The organism is Clostridium sp. AF27-5AA, assembly GCF_003478415.1.
Lineage (GTDB): Bacteria > Bacillota > Clostridia > Lachnospirales > Lachnospiraceae > Otoolea > Otoolea fessa.
The window spans coordinates 382,495-399,380 of record NZ_QUFH01000001.1; the positions used below are offsets into that span (position 1 = coordinate 382,495).

A 16,886-nucleotide genomic window follows, 5' to 3' on the forward strand; every position below is an offset into this window, starting at 1 on the left:
GTATCCTAATCCTCTTTTCCTAAAAATGACGCTATCTGCTTCCGAATATCCTCAATCCCACCGTTGTTGTCCAGCACACGCGTCGCAAAACTCCGGTAATCGTCCTCGGATGCCTGATTTGCCATGATGCTCCGGCATTTTTCCTCGCTGTAGCCGCGGCTTGCCATCAGACGCTTGATGCGGTTCTCCACCGATGTGTATACATACCAGATTTCATCAAACATCGCATTGTGGTCGTCATCATAGAGAGCTGCCTCCACAACGATGATCTCCTTGTCGGAATGGTTGATCGCATAGCGGATCTCCTCCCACGCCATCGGGTGGATGATGGCGTTCATCGTCTCCACCGCCTCTTTATTCTGGAAAATAAGCGCCGCCAGCTTTTTGCGGTCAATGCTGCCGTCCTTATTTAAAAAGGAATCACCCAGCGCCTCTACCACATGCTGATAGCCTTTCTTACCCGGCTCCATGAGCTGGTGAGCCACTTCATCTGCCTTAATAATTTCCGCGTCAAATTCCTCCTGCAGCACACGCAGGATCTCACTCTTACCGGAACCAACGCCTCCGGTAATACTGATTATCTTCATGTTTATCTGTACCTTTCCATTATTTCGTTTCAAACCACGAATTTCCCATCTTCATATCGATTTCCAGCTCCACCTGCAGCTGCGCCGCACGTTTCATCTCCGTCGCCAGAATCGACTGCACCTGTTCCAGCTCTTCTTTCCAGGTTTCAATCAGGAGTTCATCGTGCACTTGGAGGACAATGCGGGAACGCAGTCCTTCGCGGCGCAGGCGTTGATCGACGCGGATCATCGCAATCTTGATAATGTCGGCTGCAGTTCCCTGAATCGGGGAATTCATCGCCACACGCTCACCGAACGAACGCTGCATAAAATTGCCGGATTTCAGCTCCGGAATCGGTCTCACACGCCCATACATAGTCTTGACCTCGCCGTATTTCCTGCCCGTTTTTACCAGACCATCGAGGAAACGTTTGACATCCGGGTAGGTTTCAAAGTAACGCTCAATGTACTCGGTCGCTTCCTTGCGGGAAATACCGAGATCTTCGCCCAGCCCAAACGCGCTGATACCATATACGATACCGAAATTGACTGCTTTTGCATTGCGGCGAAGCTGCGGTGTCACTTCCTCAAGCGGCACATGGAATACCTGCGACGCCGTGATCGCGTGGATGTCCTCCGCCTGCCGGTATGCCTGGATGAGGTTCTTGTCATTCGACATATGCGCCAGCACACGCAGCTCAATCTGGGAATAATCAGCGTCAACCAGCACACAGCCCTCGCGTGGTACAAACAGCTTCCGGATCTCGCGTCCCAGCTCCATACGCACCGGAATGTTCTGCAGGTTCGGCTCTGTACTGCTGATACGTCCTGTCGCTGTGATCGTCTGGTTAAAGGTTCCGTGGATTCGTCCGTCCTCCCGGATAAATGCACCCAGCCCGTCCGCATAGGTCGATTTGAGTTTCGCCACCTGGCGATAGTCTAATACTTTCCGCACAACCGGATACTCCGGCGCCAGTTTTTCCAGCACATCCGCCGCCGTCGAATAGCCGGTCTTCGTCTTTTTGCCGCCCGGCAGGGACATTTTTTCAAATAAAACCTCACCCAGCTGCTTCGGGGAATTAATATTAAATTCACAGCCCGTCTCGGCGTAAATCTCCTGCTCCAGTTTCTCTACCTGCGTCTGGAGGCGTTCGCCGTAGGCTTTCAATTCCTCCCGGCGCACCTGAATACCTTCCTCTTCCATATGGTAGAGGCTGTAAATAACCGGCATCTCTATCTCATAAAAGAGATGCAGCATTCCATGTCTTCGAAGCTGCCCCAGCAGGATTTCCCGCGATTTCCACGCCGTATATGCCATGTAGCAGACACAATTCAACGCTTTCTCCGGCATTGTCTCAAATGCATCCGACAGCGCCGTTTTTCCAAGCAAATCGACCTGTGACGGCACGGTCATATCCAGGTAATCACGCGCCAGGTCATCATATCCATAGGTATCCTTGAGCGGATTTAACAGATACGCCGCCACGCCTGCGTCCATAACCGCACGGTTTCCTTCTGCATTCCGGATGCCGTCCACGATCCGGCGGCTATGATTTTTAAGAAATGGAAGCTGGATCTTGAGATCCAGAACCGTCACAGACGGAACCACCTCCATCAGGCGTTCCAGCTCCTCCGCCAGATACTGTCCGGTCAGAAATCCAACTGCCGGGATCGCATAGATCGATGTCCCGTCCAGGCAGAGTGCCAGTGCCACAACCTCTTCTTTTTCAATCACCAGCTGCGCTCCGATCTCCTCCGCGCGCTGTGCACGGTCAAAAATCACCTGTGCCTCGCCAAAATCATTTACCAAACGGAAAGATTTTTCCATTTCTGATGACGCAAAGGCGTCCTCACCAAATTTCTGCAGAATGGACTTAAATTCCAGCTGCTTCATATACTGATATGCCTCCGGCGTGTAAAGCGAATCCAGCTTCGCCTCCTCCAGCGAAAAACCAATCTCGCAATTGATGCGGATCGTTGCCAGATCCTTGCTCATCTGCGCCATGTCATAATGCTCCCGAAGCGCTTTCTGTGCGCGCGGCGGCTTTACCTCATCAATGTGTGCATACGCATTCTCAATGCTTCCGTAGGTGGTAATCAGGCTGGTTGCCGTCTTTTCACCGATCGATGGCACGCCCGGAATATTATCCGAAGTATCGCCCATCAGCGCCTTTACATCAATAAATTCGATCGGCGTCACCTGATACTCCGCCTTCACATCCTCCGGGTAATAGTCGCGTATCTCCGTCGTACCTTTCGAAGTACGCGGCATCCGAATCTTAATGTGCGTATCTGCAAGCTGCAGCAGGTCACGATCTCCTGATACGATAGAAACCTCCACGCCCTCCGCCGCACAGCGTTTCGCGATCGTTCCCAGAATATCGTCTGCCTCATACCCCGCCTTGGTAAGAATCGGCACGCCCATCGCTGTCAGCACTTCCTTCATCACCGGAACCTGCTCATGCAGCTCCTGCGGCATCGGTTTTCTCGTTCCCTTGTATGCCGCATACATTTTGTGACGGAATGTCGGCTCTTTCAAGTCAAATGCCACTGCCAGATAGTCTGCCCCCTCATCTTCGATCACCCGGAACATGATATTTAAAAATCCGTACACTGCATTGGTGTGGAGTCCCTTCGAATTTGTCAACTCCGGCACCCCGTAAAATGCCCGGTTGAGTATACTATGACCATCTATCAGCACTAATTTGCCCATCTGTTTCCGTCTCCTGTTCTATCACTTGTTGCTTTTTTCTATGGTGCCAGCCAAATCCTGACCTGCAGCATCACCGTCACCAATACCGCCATCACGCCCAGCGTATTGACCGCATACTCCATTTTCCGGAAGCGCCACATCCGGCGCACACGGGCATATGACTCAGCGATCCGCTTCTGCAGTGCGCCCATGATATCAAAAGTACCCGATCCGGTGTCCAGCTGTTTCAGTCCGACATCCACCATAAAATAAATTTCCAATTCTTCCTGACAGTTGCGGCAATGTTCCAGATGCTCCAGAAACGCTTCCAGCTCATCCCCGCTCAGTTTATCCTGGATATACGGCGTCACAAGACGCTCCGCTTCCCGACAGGTCACAGACGCCACCTCCTTTTCCAGTCTGTCATTCCATATGAATTATCATTCACGCATGACGCGTTCATAAACCCATTTGAACCTAATCATACCTTATTTTAATGAAACACGCAAGCCCCTGCGAATGCTTCGCTTCTTAATTTCAAAACAAACAAAAAAACAGTTGCAATCTGTCTCCAATTTTGGTAAGATAAAAAGCGTCGATAGACAGCCGGCTTGTCGGAATGGCAGACGAGGTGGACTCAAAATCCATTGGTGGCAACACCGTGCGGGTTCAAGTCCCGCAGCCGGCAGATTTGAAAGCCCTTGAAAATATTGGATTTTTCCTTTATTTTCAAGGGCTTTCGGTGTTTTAGAGGTAAAACATGTAAATGTAAAAACAGGCTTTTTAAAGGTATTATGCAACACGAATGCAACACGAAAAAGGACTATTTTTACATCACTTCACACATTCTGGATATGACCGTCCTCTGCTATCCGGTCAGCCGTAATCATCCAGCCGTCAGAATCAAACGCATACGCCTGTCCGTCAATCTGGCAGACTGCATCGTGCCGGTAGGTGTAACCGCTCAGTAGATACCACCAGCTCCCATCCTGTAAAAGCCAGCCCTCAAGGTATTTGCCGGATATCCAGCCGTCGGCAGTCTGGATCCACGGTGCGCCGTCGGCAAAGCATTTATTAATTGGCTGCACACGCTGATCCTTGGTGTAGCGCTTGCCTGTGTCTATACCTTTTGGAGTTGTTCGGATGATAAGTGAGGACGCAGTGACTCTCAACCCGCGTATGCCGCTCTTAATTTCTTTAAGATCGGTGAGCACCGTTTTTGACTGTTCTGGTACCGTGCTGTTCTCCGCCGCCCAGGTCTTTTTAAACGCCTCAAATGTCCCATATTTCTGTTTCAAAATCCCAGTACCGCTGCCCCAATCCGGCAAATATACGTGCGGCTTGTCTACGATGCTTTTCCAATCGCCACCCCATCCAAGCCCCAGCTTTTTGGCAAGCTCTCCGACTTTCTTAAAATAATCTCCTGATTCATTATAGGCGCCTTTTCCATCTGCCCGGTAGAAATCCACTGCAATGCCCCATTGGTGCTGGCTGCTATAGCTGCTGCCCCTGGCATTCGTGACAATACTGCCTGGCTGAGTCCTGCCCTGTGCGTACAGTGCATCCTGCTCGGTCACGCTCCGAAACGATTCTCCGATCTTGATCGGCAGTCCGGCATTCGCGCATTCGCTTGTAAGCTGTGCGATAAGTTTCTGGAGGCGCGGGTGGCATAACGTGATATCTCTCATGGTTTTGTCCTCTTTTCTTTAATAATATGAAAAAATATGAAATTTTGTCTTCCGAGGTATCTTGCAAAGAATTTTCGCATATGCTATAATGCCAATAGGCTAAGAGAAATAATTGCATCCAAGTTATGCAAAACGAAAACCCCAAGGAGTCGCAATCCTTGGGGTTTTCTATTCCATTCTTGCATGGTGGCTTATACCATAGGCTGGTTACCGACTACTTATTTCTATCCAGCCATTTGCAAATGAGATGGCTAATCACACCTGCCGCGATAGAAATAATAAGAGAAATAACTGCATCTTCCAAGCTATGCACCTCCTTTCCGTACCGGTATAGGAGGCGGTAACTTTGACATTATAGCATAGAAATCTTTTTCATTCTATCGATATTCGCTGATTTTCCCCGTTTGTTTCGCGATGGAAGCCATAACCCGGACTGCCGGCGGGAGATAGTTGGATCACCTCCTCCTATTCTTCTTTATTTGATTGTTTTAAAAGCTGATTTACGTAAGTGGATAATCCGGCTACAAGAACGCCCTGCGTCAGTGCCGTAAACACAGCCAGAGCAATATCCTGACCATTGGAACACCCGCAGGTGGCGAAGACATAGATCGCGCAAATCAGCACGCCGATACCGCCATTTATTAATGGGATATACTTGTCTTTTACCGTTTCGCTCTGTTTCAGCCACATTCCAATAAAATACAGCACGAGCGCCACCACCAGTAATTCCGGTTTTACATAATCTTTTATCTGCATACCTTAACCCTCCTTTCCATTTTCCAGATCCGCAATCCGATGATTCGCAACTTTGATCTGCTCTTCCATTACTGCCTGGTTCTCTTCTAATTTATATGTACGCTCAATCACCGTGTTGTGCTTTTCCACCTTTTTCTCGAGCTGCTGAATGCGATAGGTGGTCAGCTGCGCTGATGCAATCACACCAACAAAGGCTCCCAGGATACCACCGGCGGACGCTATCAGGGCTACTATAATCTCTGTATTCATCTTATTCCTCCGGATGTTCTTTTAACCATTTTTCTGCTGCTGCGCGCCAATAGAGCGGCACCTCTTCCAGTGTCATTTTCCCGCTTCTGATTCTTTTCCCATAAAACGCACCCATTACTCTACACCTTCTTTCTCTGCCAGTTCGCTGGTGGCTGCCCCCAGGTCACTGATCGCCTCGTCCTGCACTGTCTGTCCCTCTTCCAGAGCATCCAAGCGTTTCTCTGTGTCGGTTTTCATGCGGAAGGAAAACGTGGTCTGTATGCCGTCAGATACTTCCTGTGAGGTTTCAAATTCAAGAACCAAGTCCGTATATGTCCCGACAGTCATTCCAGCATCATTCTGGAATTTTACTTCTGCCAGATTTTCCGGAGTCAGTGTTTTCCAAGCCACCAGCATAGCATCCTTGCTGTCAAACTTGGCTGTCACCGCTGACAGGGATGCGCCCGTCTGCAGTTCGATTGTTGTGTTGTCTTTGAGAATCATTTTGTCCATGTTCTTTTCCCTCTCTTTCTTTTTTTGATATATAAATAAAGAGCCTTTCGGCTCAGTATTTTCAAATTCAGTTATTCTTTTAAATAGCGAGGCCTTATTTACCAATGCTCTTCATACTGTCAGTGCCAACGACAGTAACGGCATAAAAAATGACATGTATGCTAATTGGAATACTTTTAAAACTGGTGTAGCTGCACTTCTGTACCGAAATTCTGCCGAGGCATGGATCGGACTTATCAATAAATACGATAATGCTAAAGGAAGCGTTTTACTGATCAACTCCTGGGGTTCAATTAAAGTTTACCGACACTATGGAACCGTTTTAACTGACATATATGTGGCATCTTGAAATCGTAATTTAACCGTGAAAATCTTACCCATCTTCCGGCTCAAAATGCTGCCTGATCTCCTCTTCTCTCCGCTCTCCTATTTTTATGTACAACAAAAAAGCCGCCATTTCTGCCGACTCAAAAAACTACTCCTCTCCTCTTCTATGCTGCGTATTTACGATACGACTCTCTCACGTTATCCTGCTTGATATTGCAGTAAATTAATGTGGTCTCTATCTTTGTGTGTCCCATCAGCACCATGACCTCCTCGATCCGCATTCCTCGATTCAAGAGATCTGTCGCAAAGGTTCGGCGAAATCGATGCGGATGCACATTTCCGACCCCTGCCTTTTTCCCTAAAGATTTCACAAGATATTGTACTCCCGCCACTGTCATGCGGCTATACGGCTTCTTCGCAGATACAAAAAGCGGTTTCTGCGCCAGTTCTTCCATTGTCAGCCCCTCTTTTGCCATTCTCCACCTTAGATATCGGTAGAGATGAAAGCAAGCTACATCTGAGACATATAATCTCCTCTCCTTTCGTCCCTTACCCATAACTTTGAACTCCTGTTTGTATAAATCTATGTCTCCCACATTTAAACTGCATAGCTCGGACACACGCACTCCCGTCGCATACAAAAACTCTATCAGCGCTCTATCCCGCGGACGCTCACAGGCGATCCGGAGAGCTTCCAGCTCCTGTGCCGAAAAGGCTTTTTTGATTGTGCTTTCGATCCGGAGTGATTCAATCCGCGCCACAGGATTATCTTTCACAAGGTTTTCTTTTTGTAGAAAGGTCCAGAAGCTATTTAGATACCGCATCCGCCCCTGCAGAGTGACCATGCTGATTTTATTCCGCTCCCGGAGCATTCCGAAATACCACCTCAGATCCATCGTGGTGATGTCCTCAATGTTCTTCCGGAGTGCATTCCGGCAGTTGGTAACCTCCCGGATGTACTGCGCCAGCGTATTGTCCTGGCGCCCAGACACCTTTTTAGACGCCACAAACAAACGCATCTTTACGGTATCGCTGTCTGTGCCCGTTGCCTGGAGCTCATTCTTCTCTTCTACTACTCTCACATCGTGGAAATTGATGTACAGGACATTCTGCAGCTTGTCCAGCTGCTCTTCATCCAGGCAACTACTCATTGCGTTTACCACATTCATTAATAACTCTTCTATCATATAAAATCTCTCCTTCCGATACTTTTAAGGTAACAAAAAAGAGAGATTCTGTAAAATTTTCTCAATGAAATTACGATTTCATGTTACTACACTGGGAGAATGATATAGCATCCAGCTAATGTTGTGGATGCAGAGTTACGATTTCTTGGTAGCTATCCTATTTTTAAATACGTAACAGCTTTTAAAGCCAAGTTATTAAATGTCTGTGAACTACCTTTGAACAAGATCCTAAACATTACGGTTCCGGTATTCGAATAAAATGAAGCCTGAATTGTACTTTTCCAATAGGGATCATCCGTAAATGTGTTTGCCACCGCAGTTCCATATACGCGACCATTGCCTGTTAAGATAAGTATGTCGTATACTGCAGATTCAAAAGCTAAACTTACCATATTTGCGCCGATTAAACTATTGTGCTGATATTTATATTCCGTATTTATTGCGCTTGGAATTATATTTATCCATAGCGTTTTAGGTGTGGCATTGTTCCAGCGGGCAGAGGCCTCGCTATTTCACTTAATTTTAATCGCCCATATTTCGTATTGAATCGTGATAGGCGAATCAGCCCAGCAGAAAAAATATAAAGTGGTTTCCTTGGAAAACCCCATAGTAAAGGTATTATTACATGAACGATATTCAGTCGCATTATTACGTGCTGTGGTTGTGGGAATGTTTAAGGCTTTTTCATATAAAGGTAGTTCTTGTTCGAAGGTATCTATTCTCGTATCAAGATATATGCTGTTTAAGCATTGTACATCAGAGCGCTGCCCTATGATGTATGCGCCAGCAGGAAGCGTTATTGATTTTGTTCCTCGATTCCATGAATTTATGACAGAAACATTATATGTTTCCAGTGAGCTCCAATACTGTTTTCCTAGGTCGCTATTTCATGATAATTTGAAATTCATACTTTTTCCAAACTGCTGCATCCGCATTGTAATTCTGAATGGCACGCCTATTACCAATATAATGTGTATATTCTTGAGAAAGATATGCGCCTGGATAACCGGTTGACCAATAAACCACGAGTGTGAAAGCTTCGGTAAATGGACAGTTTTTTAAAGTTACTGCAGTAGCGTTACTGGTGCAACAATAGTATCCTGGGGTCTTGATAGTGTGCATATCAGTTCCGTTTTGTATTATAGTTCCACTATTCCGGGGCCACAGCTCGCTATTTAACTTGCTACAAGTCTATTCCAGGATTCCCAAGTGGTCGGGGTGTAGTTTATGTTTCTTCGAAAATAAATAGCTTTATCACCCCAATCGGTCGAAATGGCAAATTGCGTGATCCAAGCGGTCGAACTATTTCCAAGGTTGTTGGATGTGTTAAAGGTTATTATGATCCAATAGCCCTCAAACGGAAGATTTAAACCTGTTTTGCCTGTTTTGTAGATTCCACTCGCCAACATGTAATTAACATTAGCGTGATATTGATATCTCGATTGAAAAGCAGCGCAAAAGCTATTTTCGCTACCACTTGCTATAAGGTGACTGGAGGCCTCGCTATTTAACTGAGCAACCGCATTCTCTGCCGCCACCAGCCTTTTATCCAGCGCCGCGCCCTGCGTTCCCGCCAGAACGGTGGAGGCATCCGTTGCCAGAAGGTTATTTACAATCTTATTTTTGTTGATAAGCTCATTCATTACCTTGTTGGCAATCGCGTCAATCAGCGCCTGCGCGGTACTTTCCCCCAAGGCACTCACTACCAAACCGTATGTATCGGTGGCCTTGACTTTCGCAGCCGTTCCGTCAAAATCGCCCAAACCCTGAGCAATCTTTTTTGCTTCCGCTGCCGATGCTGCCGCTTGTGTCTTTGAATTATCCGCTGCCGCTGCGCTACTTGCCGCCGCTTTCTTCGAGGTATCCGCTGCTGTTGCACTTCCGGCCGCCTCACTCGCTTTGCTTGTGGCAGTTTCGATTGCCGACTGGATATCATCAACCGCTTTCTGTGCATTCTGCGATGCGCTGGAAGCATCCTTGGACGCCTGATTAACATTCTGCACCGTATCGTTCACAGTTCCTTGTATCTTCTCAAATGCCGCCACATTTGCCGCCCTGACATCCTTGCCGTAAGCCGCATCTTTCCAGGCTTTAATCTCTCCGCTTAAATCAATGTTATTAACCGCCATCTTTAGCCCTCCAATCCATCTACAAGCTCCTGTGCGTAGGATGTTACCGCAGCCACACTCTTAAGGACTGCCTTATCCACGATGATGCGATCCAAACGGATATTGTCCTTTACAATCACGCCATCATCATTGATCTCGCTGTAAACGATGCTTGCTCTTGTCCCAACTGCCGTATCAAAAATTGTAATTGCTGTTACTTTTTTCATTTCGTCAATCCCTCCATGTATTCCTGATAGTATCTTGCACCATCTTTACCATATGTCTCTTTTTCTTTCTTTTCTCTCCGGTGAAATGCGTCCATTCGCTCCTGCTCAAGCCCTGCCTGTTTTGCTTTAATCTCCCAACCAAACAAACCTCCAGCCGGACCTTTAACCACAAAATAATCAGAAGCCCTTTCCGTGACATAAAACGGAGCATCTGAATAACCTTGAACGAACACCTGGTATTCTCCGAAGATGGTTTGCACAAACACCGGATCGATCCAAATGTAGCACAAACCATCGTCTCCAATCTGACCACTTCCAATATCACCAAACATTGGAGAAGCCATCTCATAAGCAGATAGGCTGATGTTTCCGTAATCAGGGGTTTGTACTGTTCTGTGTTTCTTTCCAGTAACATTTAAATCACCTCCAAAGGTACCATCGCCTTTTGTATATATTTCGTCTGAGTTAACATGGGCAGCTGTTTCGCCGTTCTCAGAAATATAAAATTCAGTGGGATCCTGCTCACTATAGTTTCCATTTAAATCTTCCCCGAGCCCTTCAAATGCATACATTGATATCTCTGTAATCTGTACGCTGTAATCTTTCTTATTATCCATAACTCGAATTGCAGTCCATCTATCAATCGCATCATAAGCTATGTTAAAATCAGTCGTTACCATATTTCCGAACACCTTAAGGCTTTGATTATCAAGGAGACAAACAGTTTCGCCAGTTGAATCAAGTACATTCATAATACCATTCGCATCGTCCTTGCCTCCAAGAGTCAGCGTCCCGCCCTTAATCCGGTCCGCATACATTGTTCCAGATGTAATAAAATCCGCAATCAGATTTCCGTCGATGGTCCAGGCATTCCGATATACTCCATTGTATCCGCTGGTGGAAAATCCAATGCCGTTCTTATTGAGCCGGATCACGTTCTTGGCATTGGCTTTCGTCGGCGCGTCCAAAATTAGAATTTCCTCTGGCTGACCGTTCTCTGAGCGTCCAATTACCACATAACCGCCGAGCCCACCGCTGATGAGCTGCGTTGCATTATTAATCTTCTGGTCGATGCCTTTTGTCGCCGCCTGTCCCACCTGCTCCACTTTCGCAGATAATTCCTTTTGGGATTTCGCCATGCTGCCAGATAACGTAGCAATCGTGCCGCCCAGAGAAACTGTGTCTTTTCCTGGCTCCTGCAGGTTTCGCGTACGTTCTTCCAGGATATACATAACATCCACACCGTGAGGACGGGATATAACCTTTGTCCAGTACCCAGTTTTCAAACGCTTGATATCGACATTCACGTTCGCCAGATCCACCGCCGTCAGCTTTAAAACATCACTCAAATAGATGGACTGCTCCAGATACGCCCGCGCCTTTTTGATGAGGTTTTCCGGCAGTGTGACATCCTCCCATTTGTGCTGACGGAAGATCCAGCCGTACCGCTGCACCGCATCCTCATCGTAAATAAAATCTTTGCCGCCATTCACGGATGTAATATCGACTGTTTTGGTGGTACTCTCTCCGCTGGAGGAGGTATCTTCCAGGTCTGCGCCGGTCGGAATCAGCGCAGTAAAAAGCTCCGTGGCATCCTGCGTCTTGCTGTAATCTGCCAGATTGACGCCGTACCGGATAACCTGATCGTTTGTCCCGCCGCCATCCGTCAGATAGTCCAGATAGCGCTTTCCAGCTTCGCACCGGGTCCTGAGATATCCGCCGTGGGTCTTTACCAGCTTATCCCGCAGGCAGTCCAGAGAGCACGAATAATCAGAGTTGCTACGGTTAATATAGTTGTTGCTATCTACCACATTGACGCGCCCCAGAAGATACTGTTTACGTGCCTCTACCTGTTCATTGTGAACCTTCAACACCTGAGTCATAAACTCCACAATACTACCCTGGAACTCAAATGGCCGGATGATGCTGTCGCAGAGGTATGCGAGATCTGATTCGCAAGTGATTTGATGTGTCCGGTTAAACTCTTCTTCGGTCGTCATGCTCCGCCCTCGGAAGACCTCCATTCCGTCCTCATAAACAAATAATTCGGAAGACAGCGGCAGAATCTTGTCATAATACGGATGCTTCGGCGTAATCTTAAATTTAAGATACCCCGGAGAGTTGCCGGCATATTCTTTCAGCGTTGGATTCTCCAGCCGGAGAACCTGGTTCAAAAGCGGATATTCCTTTCCATCCGTAACCACTGTAACTTTATACATCTACAGTACACCTCCTCTGAAATCAATCGACACGGTGCCGGTGCCAGTAAATTTCATAACGTTTGTTCCGGATCCCAGGATGATGTCATAGTTTTTATTGACTCCTTCTGTCAGCTCAAACGTCTTACCGCCTACCTCTACCGTCATGGCCGCACTGCAGGTGATCTCCGGAACTATCGGCATATCAGATCCGGTCACATCAACCGACAGGGAACCGGAGATTGATATGCCACTATATCCTCTGACTATGCCGTTCTCGAATGAAAACGGATCCCACAGCCAATTTTCCGCCGCTGTGTACCGTTCCATTTTAAATGGCTGCACATCGCCAGTAATCACAAAATCCGCCAGCACATCATTGCTTTTTGTCGTCTGCAATGAAAAACGCCCCTCATAGTAATAGTTCGGATCGTCTGGCAGAACGCACTTGATAACCTTTCCGTGCAACGTCTTGGCGATTTTACTGCTTAAATCATGCCATTCCGTGTAATCGTCAAACAGGGAAAAATTCAAGGTCAGCGTTCGGTTTTTATAACAAATCTGACCGTTTACCTCAGACAGATCCAGGAGCCCGTTCGCTCCTGGAATATCTACCTGATCCGTCTTAGCTTCGGGGAAGGAAATATTTATCGATTCCAATTTCAGCCCCCAGTCTGTAAAGGTTTTTATATCTGCCATCTGCACATCTGGATAAATCATCGTTCACTCTCCTTCCGCGCTCGTTCAATCTCGGTATCCACTGTAGGCGCTACAAGTGTGCCTACTTTTTCTCCATCCATTGTCACATCTCCGGTTATGCTGCCTTTTTCGAGGACAACCACTGTGCTTCCTTGTCCGCCGCCCGGCGTTGGTGCCGGCGGTACCTGATTCCCTGCTACCACAGTTCCGGATCTCTGTAATGCAATTCCCTGCATACTCTCCACCGCCCTCTGAGCAGAGCCAGCCGACGTTTTTTCCAGATTTGGTGTTTCTGCCACGATGCCGCTCTCAAATCCGGCGATCATGTTCTTACCGATAACGTCCCGCATCAGCTTCGATGGGGAATGAATACCAAGGAAATCCTTTGCCGCGTCAAACGCTTTCTTCGCTGCATTCTTCGCCGCCTCTGCCAGCTTTCCAACCGAACCCGTGATTCCGGCTGTAATGCCTGTGATGATATTCTTTCCGATATTGCCCCACGACTGCCCTGTGAATCCCTTGACGATGCTCTGAGCGCCATTTTTCGCAAGACCTAAGAGTTTGGACGGCAGCGATGTGAGAGCACTCACAATGCCACTCAGGATGCTGGTAGCCGCTCCTTTAATCGCTCCGAGCATCCCTTTTAGGCCACTTGAAATTCCTTCACCTGCCTTTTTGGCAATTTCAAGAAGCTTTTGCGGTAAACTCTGTATTGCTCCAACAATTGCTTTAACTATCTCTACGGCAGCTGAGGCAATCGCACCTACCATTGATATAATGCCATTTCTCAGCAACGTAATAATATATATTCCAGAATTAACCCAGTTAAATGCCTGCAAGGTACTTACGATCGCCTGGATAATTTGCGGCAAGGCTGCAATAAGATCCGGAATTGCCTGAATCAGTCCTTTTCCAAGAACCACTATCAACTGTACACCGGCCATTAACAGCTTTGGTGCGTTGTCATTGATGATTCCGGCAATGTTTATGATGATCTGCGGAACATACTGAAGCATCGCGGGCAACCCGTCCATCAGCCCCTGTGCCAGCTTTAATATCAAATCAATGCCGCCATCAACCAGTTTTCCGGCGTTGGAACGTAAGTTTTCGGTAAAGCCCTCTACCAGCGGAAGCCCCTGTTCGATAATCGATGGAAGATTCTCAGCAAATGCACTCGCCATCTGACCGGCAGCGTCGATCATTCCCATGACGCCGCCTGTTTTGAAGCCTTCTGTCAGGTTTGATACTGCATCAATGCCAAGCTTTGTCATATCCGTCAGCGGACCTTTGACAGACTCATAAATCTCCAATGCAAGGCTTTCTGCTGTTGAGCCTAGGATTGTAAGCTGACCGCCCAGATTATTCTGCATGGTTTCTGCCATATTAGCGGCAGCACCGCTACAGTTATTGATAGAATCTGTCAGTTTTTGATAATCCCCGTCCGATGCGTTGACAATCGCCAGAAGACCAGACATTCCATCTGTTTCGCCAAGCGTAGCCGCCATATTGACCTTCTCGGCCTCAGACAATCCACTAAAGCCAGATCTTAGGTCGTCCATAATCTCGTGGAGCGACTTCATGTTTCCATCACTGTCTATGACAGATACACCGAGCTGATCCATTGCCGTCTGGACTTCCTTGGTTGGCTTTGCCATACGTGTCAGAATGGTTCGCAGGGATGTACCTGCCTGGCTCGCTTTGATTCCGGAATTTGCCATCAGTCCGACCGCCGTTGCAACATCCTCCGCCGAATATCCCATTGCGCCGGCGACTGGCGCCACGTACTTGAACGTCTCGCCCATCATGCCGACGTTGGTGTTTGCATTGGAGGATGCCTGTGCCAGGACATCCGCAAAATGCGTGGAGTCCTGTGCCGACAAGCCGAACGCGGTAAGTGCGTCAGTAACGATATCAGATGTGGTTGCCAAGTCCTCGCCGGATGCTGCAGCAAGGTTCATGATACCCTCGATACCGTTCAGCATATCGCCGGTTTTCCATCCAGCCATTGCCATGTACTGCATCGCTTCGGCGGACTCGGTAGCGCTGAACTTCGTCTTTGCGCCCATCTCCTTAGCTTTATCCGTCAAGGCTGCCAGGTCTTCGCCGGATGCGCCGGAAATAGCCTGCACTTTCGACATTCCGGATTCGAAATTCATGCCGATGTCCAGGACAGCTCCCGCAGCATTCTTAGCCTGGGAGACCACTTCTGTCAGCATATTTCCGAGAAGAACTGAAAAAGCATTGCTCCAAGTTTCGCTAACTCTCCTCGAATTTTTTTCGTGAGAGTCTCCTATATCCTCTGCATCATCCTCTAGCTTTTTTTTGCTTTTTTCGCTGTAAACCCCCATGTCTGAATAGGCTTTTTTGTACGAATTTGGAATGTTATATCCTTGCTTTTGATACTCTTCCGCTATCTTTTTCGCATCTGCTTTTAATTCATTGACGCTTTTTCCACTCTCTTTTGCAAGTTCTTCAAAAGTCTTTTTTGCCGACTTCTCTGTCTCTTGCAGTCCTTTTTTTATCCCGCTGCCGTCCAGCTCTGTGCCAATCTTTACAGTTCCATCATAAGCCATTTATTCCACCTCACTTTTCAGTGAGAGAAATCATCGGCTCATAATGGCTCTACTTGATTTGCTCTCCATTCTTTATCTTAATTTCAAATTCTTTTCCACAATTCCGCCCTTTACATGGGACGGTTACTCCATGACACTCTGATTTTTCGGTAAAAAAAATAAGCATGGAGTAGCCGCAATAAGGGCACTTTACCCGTTTCGGCATTCTTCCATCCTTCTTTTCACATACGCCCGCATATCTGCGTTACGCTTTGCCAGTCTCAACCGGCTATCCATCGTTGCCTGCGGCTCTTCCAGGGAATAAAGTGTCCGCATCTGCTTGATATACGCTTTTTGCTCTTTTCCCATTCCTTTGGTATCACAGGTCCGCCAGTACATGACCTTCGCCATCCGGGTGTTTTCGTCCAGTGCCTCAAACATCGCCAGGAACTCCCACCAATGCAGGGAGTCGTTCGGCGTCTGCCTGAGATTGATGCCGTACTGCTGCCGGAATGCCGCATAAATCAGCGGGGCATCCTTTAAAAAGCAATATCCCCGCCGCGCCGTCCGACGTTTGGAACCGCCACCTTTCCGCGCTGGTTCTCCGCCTCGATGGAACCACAGCATATAATCTACCGCAGCATCCAGATCCGGCGGGATATTTCGAACGTAGAACAGATTCAGCGCATTAAGCATCTTCTGTTCATCGCTAATATCCTGCCGGAACATTTCTATTTCTGCTGCCATCATCGTCCGATAACCAAAGGCCACATCATACACCACTCCACCAATGGTTGCCTTACTGGGAAGCCTGTCAAAAGTTACAGACCATTTCATCATTTGATTTTATCCATCGAAAAGCCGAGCGCCTCTTCTTTCTGCTTTGCAATCTCGCAAAGCATCTCGATGTAGACACTTTTTGCTTCTTCCACATCGTCGCAGTCTTCGAGGACATCCTCTCCGGTAACTTCTTTCACAAAATTGCGGAACATTTCGATAGTGCCTGACATGACTTCTGTGAGTTTCCCCTTGCGGTTGATTTTCTTCTCGCTTTCAGCCATGTGGTCAAGGGCTTTTTCCATTGTCGCCGCATCCTTTAAACGGGTAATCCTAAAATCTACTTCTCTACCTCTGATCTGCATCTT

The 16,886-nt window shown here is 47.6% G+C and carries 16 protein-coding genes and 1 tRNA gene; 1 reads left to right on the forward strand and 16 read right to left on the reverse strand.

The window, feature by feature from the left end:
- Window positions 1–5 precede the first annotated feature (5 nt).
- The 3 genes from coaE to DWY89_RS01820 are packed head-to-tail and all read right to left on the reverse strand — an operon-like array spanning window position 6 to window position 3,656.
- Complete coding sequence (gene coaE, locus DWY89_RS01810) at window positions 6–587, reverse strand: dephospho-CoA kinase (protein WP_118524129.1); 582 nt, start codon at window positions 585–587, stop codon at window positions 6–8.
- A 19-nt stretch (window positions 588–606) separates the two neighbouring features.
- Window positions 607–3,279 (reverse strand): DNA polymerase I, encoded by a 2,673-nt coding sequence (gene polA / locus DWY89_RS01815; RefSeq protein WP_118524124.1) that lies wholly within the window; start codon window positions 3,277–3,279, stop codon window positions 607–609.
- A gap of 38 nt (window positions 3,280–3,317) precedes the next feature.
- Window positions 3,318–3,656 carry a zf-HC2 domain-containing protein gene (locus tag DWY89_RS01820; RefSeq protein ID WP_022360432.1) on the reverse strand — a complete coding sequence of 113 codons (339 nt, stop codon included), beginning with the start codon at window positions 3,654–3,656 and terminating at the stop codon, window positions 3,318–3,320.
- A gap of 207 nt (window positions 3,657–3,863) precedes the next feature.
- Here DWY89_RS01820 and DWY89_RS01825 point away from each other — a divergent pair.
- Window positions 3,864–3,946: transfer RNA gene (locus DWY89_RS01825), tRNA-Leu, on the forward strand.
- Window positions 3,947–4,097: 151 nt separating this feature from the next.
- On the opposite strand, the gene DWY89_RS01830 is transcribed toward DWY89_RS01825, so the two are convergent.
- From DWY89_RS01830 to DWY89_RS01890, 13 genes are all read right to left on the reverse strand, one after another.
- Window positions 4,098–4,946, reverse strand: coding sequence for a M15 family metallopeptidase (locus tag DWY89_RS01830; protein ID WP_118524307.1), 849 nt, complete (start codon window positions 4,944–4,946; stop codon window positions 4,098–4,100).
- Between the two features lie 465 nt (window positions 4,947–5,411).
- On the reverse strand, window positions 5,412–5,702 hold the full coding sequence (locus DWY89_RS01840; RefSeq protein ID WP_118524308.1) for a phage holin family protein: 291 nt from the start codon (window positions 5,700–5,702) through the stop codon (window positions 5,412–5,414).
- Between the two features lie 3 nt (window positions 5,703–5,705).
- Window positions 5,706–5,951, reverse strand: coding sequence for a hypothetical protein (locus tag DWY89_RS01845; protein ID WP_118491550.1), 246 nt, complete (start codon window positions 5,949–5,951; stop codon window positions 5,706–5,708).
- Between the two features lies 1 nt (window position 5,952).
- Window positions 5,953–6,066 carry a CD1375 family protein gene (locus DWY89_RS14705; RefSeq protein ID WP_270224226.1) on the reverse strand — a complete coding sequence of 38 codons (114 nt, stop codon included), beginning with the start codon at window positions 6,064–6,066 and terminating at the stop codon, window positions 5,953–5,955.
- Window positions 6,066–6,443 carry a hypothetical protein gene (locus DWY89_RS01850; RefSeq protein ID WP_118524309.1) on the reverse strand — a complete coding sequence of 126 codons (378 nt, stop codon included), beginning with the start codon at window positions 6,441–6,443 and terminating at the stop codon, window positions 6,066–6,068. Before DWY89_RS01850 ends, DWY89_RS14705 begins: the two co-directional genes overlap by 1 nt.
- A gap of 491 nt (window positions 6,444–6,934) precedes the next feature.
- Entirely contained in the window at window positions 6,935–7,957 is a 1,023-nt protein-coding gene (locus DWY89_RS01855) for a tyrosine-type recombinase/integrase (protein WP_118524310.1), read from the reverse strand.
- Window positions 7,958–9,132: 1,175 nt separating this feature from the next.
- Window positions 9,133–10,086 carry a pyocin knob domain-containing protein gene (locus tag DWY89_RS01860; RefSeq protein WP_118524311.1) on the reverse strand — a complete coding sequence of 318 codons (954 nt, stop codon included), beginning with the start codon at window positions 10,084–10,086 and terminating at the stop codon, window positions 9,133–9,135.
- Window positions 10,087–10,088: 2 nt separating this feature from the next.
- Window positions 10,089–10,292, reverse strand: a complete 204-nt coding sequence (locus DWY89_RS01865; protein WP_118472278.1) for a hypothetical protein — start codon at window positions 10,290–10,292, stop codon at window positions 10,089–10,091.
- The gene (locus DWY89_RS01870; RefSeq protein ID WP_118524312.1) at window positions 10,289–12,511 is read right to left on the reverse strand and encodes a phage tail spike protein; all 2,223 of its coding nucleotides are present in this window, start codon (window positions 12,509–12,511) and stop codon (window positions 10,289–10,291) included. Before DWY89_RS01870 ends, DWY89_RS01865 begins: the two co-directional genes overlap by 4 nt.
- Window positions 12,512–13,210, reverse strand: a complete 699-nt coding sequence (locus DWY89_RS01875; protein WP_118524313.1) for a mtfA protein — start codon at window positions 13,208–13,210, stop codon at window positions 12,512–12,514.
- Window positions 13,207–15,762, reverse strand: a complete 2,556-nt coding sequence (locus tag DWY89_RS01880; RefSeq protein WP_243022662.1) for a phage tail tape measure protein — start codon at window positions 15,760–15,762, stop codon at window positions 13,207–13,209. The genes DWY89_RS01875 and DWY89_RS01880 overlap by 4 nt, the downstream gene beginning before the upstream one ends.
- A 189-nt stretch (window positions 15,763–15,951) precedes the next feature.
- Entirely contained in the window at window positions 15,952–16,581 is a 630-nt protein-coding gene (locus DWY89_RS01885) for a Gp15 family bacteriophage protein (RefSeq protein ID WP_118524314.1), read from the reverse strand.
- Window positions 16,578–16,883, reverse strand: coding sequence for a hypothetical protein (locus DWY89_RS01890; RefSeq protein WP_118524315.1), 306 nt, complete (start codon window positions 16,881–16,883; stop codon window positions 16,578–16,580). Before DWY89_RS01890 ends, DWY89_RS01885 begins: the two co-directional genes overlap by 4 nt.
- Window positions 16,884–16,886 lie beyond the last annotated feature (3 nt).

Coding starts and splice junctions, on each gene's coding strand:
- DWY89_RS01840 (WP_118524308.1), bottom strand. CDS start 5,702: ATGCAGATAAAAGATTATGTAAAACCGGAATTACTGGTGGTGGCGCTC.
- coaE (WP_118524129.1), bottom strand. CDS start 587: ATGAAGATAATCAGTATTACCGGAGGCGTTGGTTCCGGTAAGAGTGAG.
- DWY89_RS01845 (WP_118491550.1), bottom strand. CDS start 5,951: ATGAATACAGAGATTATAGTAGCCCTGATAGCGTCCGCCGGTGGTATC.
- DWY89_RS01855 (WP_118524310.1), bottom strand. CDS start 7,957: ATGATAGAAGAGTTATTAATGAATGTGGTAAACGCAATGAGTAGTTGC.
- DWY89_RS01870 (WP_118524312.1), bottom strand. CDS start 12,511: ATGTATAAAGTTACAGTGGTTACGGATGGAAAGGAATATCCGCTTTTG.
- polA (WP_118524124.1), bottom strand. CDS start 3,279: ATGGGCAAATTAGTGCTGATAGATGGTCATAGTATACTCAACCGGGCA.
- DWY89_RS01885 (WP_118524314.1), bottom strand. CDS start 16,581: ATGATGAAATGGTCTGTAACTTTTGACAGGCTTCCCAGTAAGGCAACC.
- DWY89_RS01875 (WP_118524313.1), bottom strand. CDS start 13,210: ATGATTTATCCAGATGTGCAGATGGCAGATATAAAAACCTTTACAGAC.
- DWY89_RS01860 (WP_118524311.1), bottom strand. CDS start 10,086: ATGGCGGTTAATAACATTGATTTAAGCGGAGAGATTAAAGCCTGGAAA.
- DWY89_RS01850 (WP_118524309.1), bottom strand. CDS start 6,443: ATGGACAAAATGATTCTCAAAGACAACACAACAATCGAACTGCAGACG.
- DWY89_RS01830 (WP_118524307.1), bottom strand. CDS start 4,946: ATGAGAGATATCACGTTATGCCACCCGCGCCTCCAGAAACTTATCGCA.
- DWY89_RS01890 (WP_118524315.1), bottom strand. CDS start 16,883: ATGCAGATCAGAGGTAGAGAAGTAGATTTTAGGATTACCCGTTTAAAG.
- DWY89_RS01880 (WP_243022662.1), bottom strand. CDS start 15,762: ATGGCTTATGATGGAACTGTAAAGATTGGCACAGAGCTGGACGGCAGC.
- DWY89_RS01865 (WP_118472278.1), bottom strand. CDS start 10,292: ATGAAAAAAGTAACAGCAATTACAATTTTTGATACGGCAGTTGGGACA.
- DWY89_RS14705 (WP_270224226.1), bottom strand. CDS start 6,066: ATGGGTGCGTTTTATGGGAAAAGAATCAGAAGCGGGAAAATGACACTG.